This window comes from Stenotrophomonas sp. NRRL B-14846 (assembly GCF_050473585.1).
GTDB lineage: Bacteria > Pseudomonadota > Gammaproteobacteria > Xanthomonadales > Xanthomonadaceae > Stenotrophomonas.
The window spans coordinates 513301-526771 of sequence record NZ_JBFLUN010000022.1 but is presented as its reverse complement, the minus strand read 5'-3'; the positions used below and the strand labels follow the sequence as shown (position 1 = coordinate 526771).

General features: G+C 65.7%; 15 protein-coding genes. 8 read left to right on the top strand and 7 right to left on the bottom strand.

Going from position 1 to position 13471, the window contains the following annotated elements; genetic code table 11:
• Positions 1-144 precede the first annotated feature (144 nt).
• The 3 genes from AB1281_RS04565 (at position 145) to map (ending at position 1578) form a co-directional block, all read left to right on the top strand.
• Positions 145-504: a bleomycin resistance protein gene (locus tag AB1281_RS04565; RefSeq protein ID WP_071228487.1), complete on the top strand. Its 360-nt coding sequence runs from the start codon at positions 145-147 to the stop codon at positions 502-504.
• 68 nt (positions 505-572) lie between these two features.
• Positions 573-785 carry a ParD-like family protein gene (locus tag AB1281_RS04560; RefSeq protein ID WP_005415768.1) on the top strand — a complete coding sequence of 71 codons (213 nt, stop codon included), beginning with the start codon at positions 573-575 and terminating at the stop codon, positions 783-785.
• A gap of 10 nt (positions 786-795) precedes the next feature.
• On the top strand, positions 796-1578 hold the full coding sequence (gene map / locus AB1281_RS04555) for a type I methionyl aminopeptidase (RefSeq protein ID WP_430346972.1): 783 nt from the start codon (positions 796-798) through the stop codon (positions 1576-1578).
• On the opposite strand, the gene AB1281_RS04550 is transcribed toward map, so the two are convergent.
• Positions 1575-2189: a LysE/ArgO family amino acid transporter gene (locus tag AB1281_RS04550; protein ID WP_049446381.1), complete on the bottom strand. Its 615-nt coding sequence runs from the start codon at positions 2187-2189 to the stop codon at positions 1575-1577. The genes map and AB1281_RS04550 overlap by 4 nt on opposite strands.
• Positions 2190-2295: 106 nt before the next feature.
• On the opposite strand from AB1281_RS04550, the gene AB1281_RS04545 reads away from it, so the two are divergent.
• From AB1281_RS04545 to AB1281_RS04525, 5 genes are all read left to right on the top strand, one after another.
• A complete protein-coding gene (locus AB1281_RS04545; protein ID WP_071228490.1) occupies positions 2296-3189 on the top strand; it encodes a LysR family transcriptional regulator ArgP in 894 nt (297 codons plus the stop codon).
• A gap of 78 nt (positions 3190-3267) precedes the next feature.
• The gene (locus AB1281_RS04540; RefSeq protein WP_101765148.1) at positions 3268-4674 is read left to right on the top strand and encodes a TolC family protein; all 1407 of its coding nucleotides are present in this window, start codon (positions 3268-3270) and stop codon (positions 4672-4674) included.
• Complete coding sequence (locus AB1281_RS04535; RefSeq protein WP_049446385.1) at positions 4667-5680, top strand: HlyD family secretion protein; 1014 nt, start codon at positions 4667-4669, stop codon at positions 5678-5680. Before AB1281_RS04540 ends, AB1281_RS04535 begins: the two co-directional genes overlap by 8 nt.
• The gene (locus AB1281_RS04530; RefSeq protein ID WP_430345173.1) at positions 5665-6852 is read left to right on the top strand and encodes an ABC transporter permease; all 1188 of its coding nucleotides are present in this window, start codon (positions 5665-5667) and stop codon (positions 6850-6852) included. The genes AB1281_RS04535 and AB1281_RS04530 overlap by 16 nt, the downstream gene beginning before the upstream one ends.
• Positions 6849-7976 (top strand): ABC transporter permease, encoded by a 1128-nt coding sequence (locus tag AB1281_RS04525; RefSeq protein WP_430345172.1) that lies wholly within the window; start codon positions 6849-6851, stop codon positions 7974-7976. The genes AB1281_RS04530 and AB1281_RS04525 overlap by 4 nt, the downstream gene beginning before the upstream one ends.
• A gap of 128 nt (positions 7977-8104) precedes the next feature.
• Here the strand turns inward: AB1281_RS04525 and AB1281_RS04520 are convergent, their stop codons facing one another.
• The 6 genes from AB1281_RS04520 to AB1281_RS04495 form a co-directional block, all read right to left on the bottom strand.
• Positions 8105-8473: a glycine zipper 2TM domain-containing protein gene (locus AB1281_RS04520; protein ID WP_014646414.1), complete on the bottom strand. Its 369-nt coding sequence runs from the start codon at positions 8471-8473 to the stop codon at positions 8105-8107.
• A 166-nt stretch (positions 8474-8639) separates the two neighbouring features.
• Entirely contained in the window at positions 8640-10862 is a 2223-nt protein-coding gene (locus tag AB1281_RS04515) for a methyl-accepting chemotaxis protein (RefSeq protein WP_430345171.1), read from the bottom strand.
• 210 nt (positions 10863-11072) lie between these two features.
• Positions 11073-11465 (bottom strand): hypothetical protein, encoded by a 393-nt coding sequence (locus AB1281_RS04510; RefSeq protein ID WP_430345170.1) that lies wholly within the window; start codon positions 11463-11465, stop codon positions 11073-11075.
• Between the two features lie 143 nt (positions 11466-11608).
• Complete coding sequence (locus tag AB1281_RS04505) at positions 11609-11863, bottom strand: hypothetical protein (RefSeq protein WP_430345169.1); 255 nt, start codon at positions 11861-11863, stop codon at positions 11609-11611.
• A 55-nt stretch (positions 11864-11918) separates the two neighbouring features.
• Positions 11919-12800, bottom strand: a complete 882-nt coding sequence (locus AB1281_RS04500; protein WP_430345168.1) for a DUF2628 domain-containing protein — start codon at positions 12798-12800, stop codon at positions 11919-11921.
• A gap of 130 nt (positions 12801-12930) precedes the next feature.
• Positions 12931-13464: a hypothetical protein gene (locus tag AB1281_RS04495; protein ID WP_430345167.1), complete on the bottom strand. Its 534-nt coding sequence runs from the start codon at positions 13462-13464 to the stop codon at positions 12931-12933.
• Positions 13465-13471: the final 7 nt, after the last annotated feature.

The window sequence follows — 13471 nt, the reverse complement described above, 5'->3', positions numbered from 1 at the left end:
ATGCCAACCAAGGTTGGCAACGACCAGACCCAGGCAGCGTCGGTCGTGCCGGCCGCTGGCCGGCACCCTCATTGTTCCCGGGCTCACCAGGATGCCGGCCAGCGGCCGGCACTACACTGGACGCCTGCCCCAGGAGCCCTCGCCATGCCCCAGACCGTCATCCCGCAACTGCGCATGCGCCATGCCGATACCACCCTGCCGTTCTACGTGCAGGGGCTGGGCTTCGTGGTCGACTGGGAACACCGCTTCGAACCCGGCTTCCCGCTGTTCGCCCAGCTCACCCGCGACGGCCAGACGATCTTCCTCACCGAACACAGCGGCGACTGCGAAGTCGGCGGCGCGGTGTACTTCATCGTCGAGGACGTCGACGCCCTGCACCGCGCCTTCAGTGCCGCAGGCGTCCCCATCGAACAGCCGCCGCATGACACCGAATGGGGCAGCCGCGAGATGCTGCTGCGTGACCCCGACGGCAACCGCCTGCGCTTCGCCACCGACGCCAGCTGAACCGGGCGGCCTTGAGCTGGATATACGAAACATATACGCTTCGTATATCCACTCCTTCAGGACCGCCCATGGGCATCGTCAACATCGATGACACCCTGCACGACCAGCTGCGTCGTGCCTGCACCGTCTCCAGCCGCTCGATCAATGCCCAGGCCAACTTCTGGATCCGGGTCGGCATGCTGTGCGAGATGAACCCCACGCTGAGCTTCCAGGACATCGTTGCCAGCGAACTTCGGGCGGCCGGCGTGCAGCCGCCGCTGCTGGCACCGGGGCAGGTCTGAGCAGATGGCGATCATCAAGCGCCCTGACGAGATCGCGCTGATGGCCGAATCGGGCCGCCTGCTGGCGCAGGTGTTCGCCGCGCTCGACCGGCTGCCGCTGCAGGGCCGCAGCACCATGGAGATCAACGATTTCGTCGAACGCATGATCGTCGATGAACTGCAGGCGCGGCCGGCCAGCAAGGGCCAGTACGGCTTCCCGTATGTGCTCAACACCTCGATCGACAACGTGATCTGCCACGGCGTGCCCAGCACCACCGACGTGCTGCGCAACGGACAGATCGTCAACCTCGACATCACCCTGGAGAAGAACGGCTACATCACCGACTCCAGCACCACCTACCTGGTGGGCGAGGTCGACTACGCCGCGCGCAGGCTGGTGCAGACCACCTACCAGGCGATGTGGAAAGGCATCGCCGCGGTGCGCCCCGGCGCGCGCCTGGGCGACATCGGCCACGCCATCGCCCGTCATGCACGCAGCCACGGCTACAGCGTGGTGAAGGAATACTGCGGCCATGGCATCGGCCAGGAGATGCACGAGGATCCGCAGATCCTCCACTACGGCCATCCCAACACCGGCATGGTGCTGGAAGAAGGCATGGTGTTCACCATCGAGCCGATGCTCAACCAGGGCAAGCCGGCCATCCGCCAGCAGCCGGACGAATGGCCGGTGTACACCCGCGACGGCAAGCTGTCTGCCCAGTTCGAGCACACCGTGGCGGTTACCCGCAGCGGCGTGCGCGTATTGACCCTGCGCCCCGGCGAAACGCCATTGTGCGCGGTGGAAGCGGCCTAGAGCGGACGCAACAGCAGCAGCGTGGCCAGGCAGAACATGAAGATCGCGACGCCCGCATCCAGCACCCGCCAGGCGCCCGGCCTGCGGAACACCGGCTGCAACAGGCGCGCGCCATAGCCCAGCGTGCAGAACCAGGCCACGCTGGCGGCGCAGGCACCGGCGGCGAACGCCCAGCGCAGGTCACCGGGGTAGCGCGTGGACAGGCTGCCCAGCAACACCACGGTATCCAGATAGACGTGCGGGTTGAGCAGGGTGAAGGCCAGGCAGGTCAGCAGCACCTGCCGTCCGCTGCCGCCCTGCGCCTCGGCGGCGGCCAGCGCACTGCCACCGCGCCATGCGCGCAGCCCCGCCTGCAGGCCATACCAGAGCAGGAAGGCCGCGCCACCGAAGCGCAGCACCTGCAGCAGCAGCGGCCACTGCAGCACCAGCGCGCCCATGCCGCCGACGCCGGCGAGGATCAGCATGATGTCCGCGCCGGCACAGGCCAGCACCACCCTGCCCACATGGCGCTGCTGCAGGCCCTGGCGCAGCACGAACGCGTTCTGCGCACCGATGGCGATGATCAGGCCGGCGCCTGCGAACAGGCCGGCGGCGGTAGCGGCGATCCACATCAGGACAGGCCAGGCAGCGAGGGGACGCGCAGGGTGCGGCCGCCGCCACTGTTTAGACAAACTGATTTTTCTTTATCCTGTGCAGGAAAACTGAAGAGACACCGGCATGGATCTGGTACATCCGCAACTGGCCGCCTTTGCTGCGGTGCTGGAAGAAGGCAGCTTCGAGGCCGCGGCACGCCGCCTGTCGATCAGCCCGTCGGCCCTGTCGCAACGGATCAAGGCGCTGGAGGACAGGCTCGGCCAGGTACTGGTGGTACGTCAGGCACCGTGCCGCCCCACCGCCGCAGGCGAAGCGCTGCTGCGCCGGGTCCGGCCGATGCAGGCGCTGGAGGCCGAGGCATTGGCCGAGCTGCTGCCCGAGCGTGGCAGCGACGCTGCGCGCACGCCGATCCCGCTGGCGGTCAACGACGACTCGCTCGATACCTGGTTCGTGCCGGCCATCGCCGACCTGCACCAGCGCCATGGCTACCTGTTCGACCTGCGCATGGACGACCAGGACCATACCCTGCAGCTGCTGCGCGATGGCAGCGTGCTCGGCGCAGTCACTGCCGAAAGCCAGCCGGTGAAGGGTTGCAACGTGCACCCGCTCGGCGCGATGCGCTACCACGCCATCGCCTCGCCCGGCTTCGCCCGCCAGTACTTCAGCGATGGCATGCAGGCCGCGGCCCTGGCGCGCGCGCCGATGCTGGTGTTCAACCGCAAGGATGAACTGCAGTGGCGCTTCGTGCGGCGCCTGACCCGCGCGCGACTGCAGCCGCCGCTACACTACCTGCCCTCCTCCACCGGTTTCGTCGAAGCCGCCGCGTGCGGACTCGGCTGGGGCATGGCCCCGGAAACCCTGGTCGCGCCCGCCGTGCGCGCCGGCCGCGTGGTGGTACTGGAACCCCGCCGCTGGCTCGATGTGCCGCTGTACTGGCAGCATGCCGCCGTGCGCTCAAGCACGCTGCAGCACATCACGCAGGCGCTGCGCACTGCGGCCAGCGGCACCCTTCGTTGAGGACAAACCGATGATCGCAGACCCGGGCTTCACGCCGCGCGCACTACCGTTTGCGCACTTCTTCACCATTGGGACGGCATGGGCGTGATCGGCCGACGTACAAGGATGCACCGCGCGAAGGCCGCGCTGGCGTTGACGCTGGCAACCTGCCTGCCACTGGCTGCGCCGGCGCAGACCCTCACCGATGCACCGGCTTTGGACTGGGAACAGGCACGGCAGCGCCTGGAACAGGTCTCCGATGCGCTGGCCGCCGCCGACGCCGCCGTGCGCAACAAGCAGGACCTGCAGGAAGCGACGCGTCTGCTGCGCCTGCCGGAAATCACCGGCGAAGTGCGCCGCCTGCAGTTCCAGAAGACCCTCACCCTGCCGCTGGGTTCGCTGGCACCGGTGGCCGAGGCCTATGGCATCGACTCGCCGCTGTCGTTCACCGAACGCGACTGGCGTACCCGCCCGGTGGTGACCGCCGTGCTGCCGCTGTACACCGGCGGTGTGATTCCGGCCGCGCAACGTGCGGCCAGCGCCGCACACGAACAGGCCAGTGCCGAGCGCGAAGCACAGCGTCAATCGCTGACCGTGCAGCTGGCCCAGGCCTATTTCGGCCAGCGCCTGGCCGAGCAGGCGGTGGACGTACGCCGCGACGTACGCGATGGCCTGAACCGCCACCTGTCCGACGCAGAGAAGCTGGAACGCGAGGGCTTCGCCACCCGCGCGCAGCGCCTGCAGGCCACCGTGGCCCGCGACAAGGCCGAGCGCGAATACCAGAAGACGGTGAACGACCTGGCCACGCTGAAGGCCGCACTGGCCACGCTGCTGCGCAGTGGTGGCGAGGTGCAGCCGGTGTCGCCGCTGTTCGTGCAGCGCGTGCCGCTGGAACCGGTGACCAGCTTCGAGCGCACCGCACAGGCCCGCCAGCCGCAGATCGCACGCCTGCGGGCGATGGTGGCGCAGGCCGAACAGGGCGTGCGCGTGCAGCAGGCCAAGCTGAAGCCGCAGATCTTCGCCTTCGGCCAGTACGACTTCCGCCGCCGCGACGAGATGCTGACCGATCCGGACTGGGCGTTCGGCATCGGCCTGAAGTACACCTTCCTGTCGCCGAATTCGCGGCCGGCGCAGATCAGCGCCGCGCGTGCGCAGCAGGACCAGGCCGAAGCAGGCCTGCGCGAGGCCGAGAACCAGGTCGCACTGGGCGTGCGCAAGGCCTGGAACGAACTGGAAACCGCGCGCCAGCAATACGTGCTGCTCGACAGCAGCATCGCCCAGGCACAGGAAAACCTGCGCCTGCAGGAGCTGGCGTTCCGCGAAGGCCAGGCGACTTCGCTGGATGTGATCGACGCGCGGCTCGGCCTGGGCGGCGCCCGCGTCGAGCGCGCACAGGCCGCCTACCAATACGATATTGCGCTGGCACAGTTGCTGGAGGTCAGTGGACAGATGGACCGTTTCGAAGAGTTCCGGCGGCGTGCGGACGAGGTGATCGACCATGAGTGATGTGCTGCACGACGATGCGACGACGCCCCCGGGCAAGCGCCGGTTGGGACCGATCCTGATAGTGGTGCTGCTGGTCGTGGTGGTGCTCGGCCTGTGGCTGGCCTGGCGCAGCCCGGGCGACCAGATCCAGGGCATGGCCGATGCGGACACGATCAACGTGGCCGCCAAGATCACCGCGCGCGTGGCCGAGCTGAAGGTGCGCGAGGGTGACCGCGTGCAACCCGGGCAGGTGCTGTTCCTGCTCGACAGCCCCGAAGTGGCCGCCAAGGAACAGCAGGCGCACGGCGCATTGGCCGCCGCACAGGCGGTGGCCGACAAGGCCGACGAAGGCGCGCGCAGCGAGGACATCCGCGCTGCCGAAGCGAACTGGAAGCGGGCCGAAGCCGGCGCGACGCTGGCTGAAGCCACCTACCAGCGCGTGCAGAACCTGTTCAACGAAGGGGTGATGACCCGGCAGAAGCGCGATGAAGCACATGCCCAGGCCACCAGTTCGCGCGAACTGGCGCGTGCCGCCCGCGCGCAGTACGACATGGCCCTGGCCGGCGCACGCGAGCAGGACAAGCGTGCCGCGCAGGGCCAGGTGCAGCAGGCACAGGGCGCGGTGGCCGAGGTCAATGCCGCACGTGTCGAAGTGGAAGGGCGCGCGCCGGTCGCCGGCGAGATCAACAAGCGCATGGCCGACCCGGGTGAACTGGTGCCGGCCGGCTACCCGGTGTTCACCCTGGTCGACATCGACCGCATGTGGGTGGCGATGAACCTGCGCGAATCGCAGATGCAGGGCCTGAAGGTCGGCAGCAAGCTGCAGGGCAGCGTGCCGGCACTCGGCCTGGACGGCGAATTCGAGGTCTACTTCATCAACCCGGCCGGCGACTATGCAACCTGGCGTACCACCCGCCAGTCGTCCGGCTACGACGTCCGCAGCTTCGAGGTGCGGGTGCGCCCGGTACGCCGCATCGAGGGCTTCCGCCCCGGCATGAGCGTGCTGTTCGCATGGCCCCAGCACTGAGCCCTGGCCGCGGCAGCTTCGCCGCCAGCTGGCGGCGCGAACTGCGGTCGCTGCGCGGCAACCGCGCCGATCTGCTGCTGGTCACCCTGCTGCCGCTGCTGATGCTGGTGGTGATGGCGTGGATGTTCACACCGTCGGTGATGCGCGACATCCCGATCGCGGTGGTCGACCTCGACCACAGCAGTGACAGCCGCCTGCTGCTGCGCATGCTCGATGCCAGCCCCGGCGTGCGCATCGCCAGCCAGCCGGTGGACCTGGAAGACGCACGCTCGCAACTGCGCAGCCTGGACGTGTTCGCCATCGTGCTGGTGCCGCGCGATGTCACCCGGCAGGCGTTGCGTGGACGCCAGGGCACGGTGTTCGCCTACTACAACGCCACCTACATGACCACCGGCCAGTCCGCGGCGCGCGATATCGGCGACGCGGTCTCGGCCTGGAACGCACGCCTGCTGCGCGAGCGCATCGGACTGCAGGTCGGTCCGGGCAAGCTGCGTGCCGCGCCGATCGCGGTGCAGTCGGGCATCCTTTACAACCCGGCGCGCAGCTACGAATTGTTCCTGCTGCCACTGATCTTCCCGGCAGTGCTGTCGCTGGTACTGGCGCTTGCCGTGGCCGGCAGCCTCGGCCGCGAGATCCGCGACGGTACCCTGCCCGCCTGGCTCGGCCGCACGCCATGGTCGGCGATTGCCGGCAAGATCGCGCCGTACATCCTGCTGTTCTCGGTGTATGGCGCGCTCGGCATCGGCTACCTGGCCTGGCTGCGCGGCGATGGTGTGGCCGGCAGCGTGCTCCTGCTGCTGCTCGCACAGCCGCTGTTCTACCTTGCCACGGCCGCCTACGCGTTGTTCTTCGTCGGCGTCACCCGCGACATGGGCACCGCGCTGTCCGCGGTCGGCCTCAGCATCGGCACCGCACTGGCGTTCTCCAGCGCCACCTTCCCGGTGCTGGATGGCCCTCTGTTCACCCGCATCTGGCATCAGCTGCTGCCGCTCAGCGCCTACATCAAGCTGCAGACCCAGCAGCAGTTCATCGGTTCTCCGCTGCAGGTTTCGGTATGGCCGTTGGCCACGCTGCTGCTGATGGCGGTGGTGGCCGGTGGCATCGGTGGCCTGCGCCTGATCGCCTTTGCGCGCACCCCTGCCGCCGCACATCCCGCAGGGGCCGACGCATGAGCGCACTGTGGCGCAGCCTGCGGCAGACCCTGATGGCGGTGCTGTGCGACCGCTATGCGATCGTGGTGATGGTCGGCGCGGTGATCCTGTACTCGTTCTTCTACCCGGCCGCATACCGCCACCAGGTGGCCGGCAACCTGCCGGTGCTGGTGGTGGATGAAGACCACAGCGCGACCAGCCGCGAGCTGCTGCGCAAGCTCGATGCACTCCGTGTTGCGCGCGTGGTCGGGCAACCGGCAGACATCGACAGTGCCCGCCAGCAGCTGGAAGCCGGCCACGCCGAAGGCATCGTGCTGATCCCGGCCAACCTGGAACGCGACATCCTGCGCGGCCACCCAGCCAAGCTGGTGCTGCTCGGCAACGGCGCCTACCTGGGGCGTGCCAGCTGGGTGCTGGGCAGCGTGGCCGATGCACTGGGCGCGTTCGGGCGTGAGGCGGTAGTCGGCCAGGCCGCCTTCATGGGCGCACCGCAGGCGCCACCGGTCACCCTGGTGCAGCGCCCGCTGTACAACACGCAGGAAGGCTATGGCAGCGCCATCGTGCCCGGCGTGGCCGAGCTGATCGTGCACCAGACGCTGCTGATGGGCATCGGCGTCCTGCTCGGCGGCCGCCGCCTCGCGCTCGGCCGGCGCCTGCGCTTCGACCTGCCGACCCTGGTCGGCATGGCGATGGGCTTCGGCCTGATCGGCCTGTTCGGCCTGTTCTACTACGCCGGTTTCACCGCCTGGGTGCAGGACTATCCGCGCGGCGGCAACCCGCTGGGCCAGCTGCTGGGCGGCACCTTGTTCATCGCCGCCACCGTGGCCTTCGGCCTGTTCGTCGGCAGCTTCTTCCGCACCCGCGAACGCGCCTTCCAGTACATCATCGCCACCTCGATCCCGCTGTTCTTCCTGGCCAACCTGTCGTGGCCGGCGGTGATGACGCCACCACCGCTGGTCTGGCTGGCGCAGCTGTTGCCTACCACCTCGGGCATCAACCTGATGGTGCGCCTGAACCAGATGGACGCCAGCCTGGCCGAAGTCAGCCACGAACTGATCACCCTCACCGCCCTGCTGCTGCTCTACGGCAGCCTCGCCACCCGGCGCCTCCTCGCAAAAAAGGGGACGGAGGGGATTAAGTCGTAAGCGGCCGGTTGGGAGGATTGCGACTTAATCCCCTCCGTCCCCTTTTCCTGCAACGAAGAACGCCGGCACGTGGCCGGCGTTCGAGTACTGCGATGTGGAAGGGGAAAACCGGGGCTGCCGGCGATCGATCAGCGATAGACGCGTTCGCAGCGGCGCTCGACCACGCGGTCGCCGTTCTTCTGCTGGCTGTTGCCCTGGATCTGGCGACCGGCCGCACCACCGGCAACAGCACCTGCCACGGTAGCGAGCTTCTTGCCATTGCCGCCGCCCACCTGGTTGCCCAGCAGGCCGCCGATCACCGCGCCGGTGGCAGTACCGGCAATGCGGTTGGGATCGCGCGAGTTGCGCTGCACTTCCACGTTCTTGCAGACCACGCGGCTGCCATCGTTGAATCGGCGTCCTTCATCGCGCGGCCCGTAGGTCTGTGCACCGGCTACCGACGAAGCCGCCAGCAGGGTGCCCAGCACAAGCAGTCGGGTCGAGGTCTTCATGGCCATCTCCTGAGTTCCGGTATGGCGCAAGTGTCCTCCCTCGGTTGGCAACCGGAAGTGAAATGCGCGTGTCCGCCACCTCATCGGCCATCGCGCGTTCAGGAAGAAAATCCGCGCCCATCACGATCAGCCATCGTGATGGGCGCCGTCTCCCTGCCGGCGTGCTGCCTTGCTAGAACTCTTCCCAGCCACCGGCGTTGGCCGCCAGTGTCGGTTCGATGCGGGGTGAAAGCGCAGCGGGCCGGCGCACCGGGGTGACCGTCGCAGCCACCGCTGCCAACGCAGGGCGGACCACCGCCGCGGCCGTCGCCGCACCCGTACGGAACACCGAAACCGCCTCGGCCAGCAGGTTGGCCTGCTCTTCCATCGAGCGTGCCGCCGCACTGGCCTCTTCCACCAGCGCTGCATTCTGCTGCGTAGTCTCGTCCATCTGCACCACCGCCTGGTTCACCTGTTCGATGCCCGAACTCTGCTCCTGCGAGGCAGCAGAGATATCGGCCATGATGTCGGTGACGCGCTGCACCGACGCCACGATCTCGCCCATCGTGGTGCCGGCCTGGCGGACCAGCGCCGATCCATCGGCGACCTTGCCGACCGAATCCTCGATCAGGCCCTTGATCTCCTTGGCCGCACCGGCCGAGCGCTGTGCCAGCGTGCGCACCTCACTGGCCACCACCGCAAAGCCCCTGCCCTGCTCGCCGGCACGCGCGGCTTCCACCGCCGCGTTCAAGGCCAGGATGTTGGTCTGGAAGGCAATGCCGTCGATGACGCTGATGATCTCGGCGATCTTCTTCGACGAGGCTTCGATGGCCAACATCGTGGTGACCACCTGTCCGACCACCTCGCCGCCCTGCGAGGCGACACCGTGCGCGCCGATGGCAAGCTGGTTGGCCTGGCGGGCATGCTCGGCGTTCTGCTTCACGGTAGAGGTCAGCTCCTCCATCGACGCAGCCGTTTCTTCCAGGTTCGCCGCCTGCTGCTCGGTACGCCGCGACAGATCGGTGTTGCCCGAGGCAATCTCGCCTGCCGCCAGGTTGATGCTGGACGCGCTGGACTGGATGCGGCCGACAATCTGCTTGAGCTGATCGACGGTGGCATTGCAGTCATCACGCATGCGGGCGAACACGCCATGGAAGTCGCCCTGCATGCGCACGGTCAGGTCTCCGCGCGAGATCGCCTGCAGCAGGGTCGAGACCTGCACCAGGTTCTCGTCGGTGGTCTGCATCAGGCGATTGAGCCCGGCCACCATGTCGCGGAAATCATAGGCGAAGCGATCTTCATCGCCGCGCAGGCTGAAATCGCCCGCCGCCGCTGCCGTCGCCAGCCGGCGGATCTCGCCGTTGATCGCCGACAGACTGGTCTTGGTCTCGTCCATGGCCTGGGTGATCGCCGCCTTCTCGCCCGGCAGCGGATCCATGTCCACCGACAGGTCGCCACGGGCGTAGTGCTTCATCACCTCGATCAACCGGTTCTGCACCTGCACGTGCGAGCCGACCAGCGCATTGGTCTCATGCACCATGCGCCCGTAGTCGCCGGGGAAGGCACTCTCGTCCATGCGGTAGCTGAGGCTGCCCGCATCGTGCTGGCGCGCCAGCTCACCCTGCGCCGCCATCACCGACTGCAGCTGCGCCTGCATGCGCTGCATCGACCGGAGCAACTGGGTCACCTCATCATTGCCGGAGGCGTCGATGCTGCTGTCCAGCCGCCCGTTGGCGATGCCATCGGCCAGCTTCACCGCCCCTTCCAGCGGACGAGTCAGGCTGCGGGTGATGGCCCATGCGGCCAGTGAACCCAGTATCAGGCTCAGCACGCCGAACACGATCGACAACGTGCCGGTCCAGGATTCGGTTGACCGGTATTCCTCGCGGCTGCGCGCGGTCAGCGCTTCCTGATGCCGCAGCAATGTCGAGATGGCCTCGTTCCATGCGGTTGCCAGCCCATGCTCGGCGAGCAGCTCCTTGGCCGCGCCGTCGAAATCACCCGCCTTCATGCGCTCGTGCAGATGCTGGGTGGAGGCATCGGTTGCCTTGCGTGCCGCGTCGATCTTCGCAACCAGGGCATCGCCGGTGGCATCACGTGGAATCCTGATGTATTTGGCCCAGATACCGTCGTAGGTCCGCGACAGCTCCTGCGCCTTCTGATAATCCTTGTCGAAATCCTCGCCGCGCTTGATCACCATCAGCCGGCGGTGCATCAACACTGCGTTGTTGGTATCCAGCATGTCGTTCAACAGCCGCATCTTCACCATGTTGACGTCCACCACTTTCTCGAACTGGGCGGATTTCAGGTGATTCCCGTACAGCACCAGGCCGACGATGGCCACGATGAACAGCAGCAGCAATCCAAACCCGGCACCCAGCCGGGATCCCACTCGGAGGTTGCGTAAGGCGAGCATCTCAATTCCCTTGATCATGGCCGTACGATCGATGGCGGCGCAGGCAGGGGAAACTTTATGGGCCGATATTATTATATCGATCCAAAACTCTGGAACTGTGCAGACAGGTGTGAAATCAGACAACCCACGAATGCGTTATATCCATAAGGTATATCGCCACCGGTAGCCAGAATGGGATCAGGCCGGGGCCTGCCGCCCCGCTATCCGGCATTACGGTGCAGCAGGCCCCGGGAAGACCAGATCCTTCCCGAGCATTGCCGCATAGACGCTCTCGAACTGGAACGAGAGCACAAACCGGTACCCGCACGTCGCGGCGTAGCGCTTTGTGAAGCGGCAGATTTCCTTCCAGGCGCTTTCAAACCCGCTCGCGCGGAAATGAAACGAGCCGAGCAGGCCCACCTGCCACTCGACTTCAAGCCCTTCCGCTACGAGCGCCTCCGGCGTGTCGACGATGCCGAACCCGAAGCTGGTGTTGGACGCTGGAAGATACCCATGCAGACCGTCAGTACCGTCGGAGTACTCGGCCTGGATCGAATCCAGGGCATGCAGAATGGCATCCAGGTCGGCACCGGCTTCGACTTCCAGAAACAGCGAAATGTTCATTATCGAACCATCATTCTGAAGCCAACAGCTTCATGACTCGGCATGGCCGCATTCGTCTTCGGCTTCATTTCTGTCCTGAAGAATTCCTGATTCATACGGACTGCCCCTGCCCAGCTCACCCATGGGAGCTCGCAATAATCCGGCTACCGCTTCAGATCAGTGTAGGTAGCACCCATATCCTTTATGCCCTCCTCGCTGTTCCCCATGGACGCTCTCACCGCGTCCAACCAGTCCTCCCACGCACCTGGATCCGTAGGGCTTCGATCCTCCTTAAGACTCCAGCCAAGTGAACCCAGCAGCCCCCCGATCTCATCGCTGGGGCCGCGGGAATAGTCGATCTGGAGGAAGTAGAACATCGCCATGTAGGCTTCCTCGATCGTCAAGAGCTGTTCTTTCACCAATAATCTCCCTGCATGCCCCATTTCCAGAGCGACTCTCGCCGGATGTCAGCGATCACAATCCAATGAGGGTATGCCGGTTGAAGAACCGCATCTTCCCCTCGATCGTGAAGTCCGTGCGCCTGATTTCACCCAGCATCATCTCGCGCTGGGCGTCGTTCAACGTACACGGCTCCAGGACATTGGCCTCCAGCACTTGACCTGGTGGCGCCAAACGCAACTCGACAATGCAGGCATTGCCCTCGGTTGGAACGCCCGCTGGCCACGCCGTCATTGCGATTGCACGCATTTGCTCCTGGTACGCCACCCGCTCTGCTTCCTCTATCTGCGGGTCCGGCAGATCCGGCGGGTTCGCCGCCACGTACACAGCAGACTGCGTGGGCGTTGGCTCTGATAGCGAACGGACGATCAGATTGATCAGGGTGTTCTGTGAGGCCGTTACCGCCAAGGCGATCACCAGAGCTGTGTAGCTGACACCGCCAGCCTTCTGCAGTTCAAGGTGCCGCCGATGTGCCCCGCGATGCTCGGCATCAACCTTGCGGACAATCCTTCGACAGTGCGCCAGGTACAGCGGATTCGCCAGGATTCCAGCAAGCACGCGAAACACCACGAAAGAAAGCAAAGACAACCACGGCAGCCCCATCAGTACGAAGGCGGTCATCATCAACGGCGAAAGGATGAACCAGATCGCTCCCCACGCATGCATGCGCCGGAAGAAGAACCAGAGTGACGAGAACAGAAATGCCGGCCAGTTCCATCGCCTTGGCGCCCTTCCGCTTGCTTCGTACAGCCTCCAGTAGTGGAGATAGGTGGAGAACCTGTCTCCTACCACGATCGCCAGTGCGTCCTTTTCGCTCAGCCCATCGGAGGCTGTATCTGTGCGCTGTACTGCTTCACCGTCGGCGCTACCGAAGGTGGGTTCAATCCTTGCTCTCATTATCTTTTATCCAAACTCGCCACGAAATCACTCAAGACCGATTCCCACGTAGCATCCCGGCCATTGAGGTGCCGCTGCCTGCATTCAAGCGCGGCTCTTCACGAACTCAATGCAACGACCAGAAACACCCTCAAGCCACAACGCAGATTGCAGTCACGATCTGCTCCGGCTCATCCTCGAGCGGCACACCCCAACCGGAAATTTCGAGGACCCCGTAATCACCTCCGCTATAGAACCACTCCTCCGCTTCATCGAAATGCAACTCGGTGAACCCAAGAAAATCAGAAACAAGACTTCCCAAGCCAATTGAACCTACTGCAAGCCCACGATAGGACTTACGTGCAACGACATCCCAGGGCATTCCCAATGCATAAGCCTTGAGCGCCCGCACAACCCCGCCCCCGATCGTAATAGAGAGCGCAGCCATATCACCAGCGCGATCACCGCCTGGCAGGGAGAACAGGAACCCGCCATTTCCATGCTCGTCAGGACCATACCTTTCCAGACGAAGATCAGGCCCGCTCTCAAACCTGTACAGCCGAGAATCCGCGTCGATCAGATATGCAGCGATAGCCGCGTCCAGATCACCGAATGACGCATGCAGAGGTATGGCCGCCATGGATACACCTGGAACAATCGGCGCACCCCACTCAATGGCATTCACATCGATC

Bases quoted from the DNA above. Each gene is read 5' to 3' on its own strand.
- AB1281_RS04540 (WP_101765148.1), top strand. From the start codon at position 3,268: ATGGGCGTGATCGGCCGACGTACAAGGATGCACCGCGCGAAGGCCGCG.
- AB1281_RS04510 (WP_430345170.1), bottom strand. From the start codon at position 11,465: ATGAACATTTCGCTGTTTCTGGAAGTCGAAGCCGGTGCCGACCTGGAT.
- AB1281_RS04545 (WP_071228490.1), top strand. From the start codon at position 2,296: ATGGATCTGGTACATCCGCAACTGGCCGCCTTTGCTGCGGTGCTGGAA.
- AB1281_RS04560 (WP_005415768.1), top strand. From the start codon at position 573: ATGGGCATCGTCAACATCGATGACACCCTGCACGACCAGCTGCGTCGT.
- AB1281_RS04550 (WP_049446381.1), bottom strand. From the start codon at position 2,189: ATGTGGATCGCCGCTACCGCCGCCGGCCTGTTCGCAGGCGCCGGCCTG.
- AB1281_RS04520 (WP_014646414.1), bottom strand. From the start codon at position 8,473: ATGGCCATGAAGACCTCGACCCGACTGCTTGTGCTGGGCACCCTGCTG.
- AB1281_RS04525 (WP_430345172.1), top strand. From the start codon at position 6,849: ATGAGCGCACTGTGGCGCAGCCTGCGGCAGACCCTGATGGCGGTGCTG.
- AB1281_RS04515 (WP_430345171.1), bottom strand. From the start codon at position 10,862: ATGCTCGCCTTACGCAACCTCCGAGTGGGATCCCGGCTGGGTGCCGGG.
- AB1281_RS04565 (WP_071228487.1), top strand. From the start codon at position 145: ATGCCCCAGACCGTCATCCCGCAACTGCGCATGCGCCATGCCGATACC.
- AB1281_RS04530 (WP_430345173.1), top strand. From the start codon at position 5,665: ATGGCCCCAGCACTGAGCCCTGGCCGCGGCAGCTTCGCCGCCAGCTGG.
- AB1281_RS04500 (WP_430345168.1), bottom strand. From the start codon at position 12,800: ATGAGAGCAAGGATTGAACCCACCTTCGGTAGCGCCGACGGTGAAGCA.
- AB1281_RS04535 (WP_049446385.1), top strand. From the start codon at position 4,667: ATGAGTGATGTGCTGCACGACGATGCGACGACGCCCCCGGGCAAGCGC.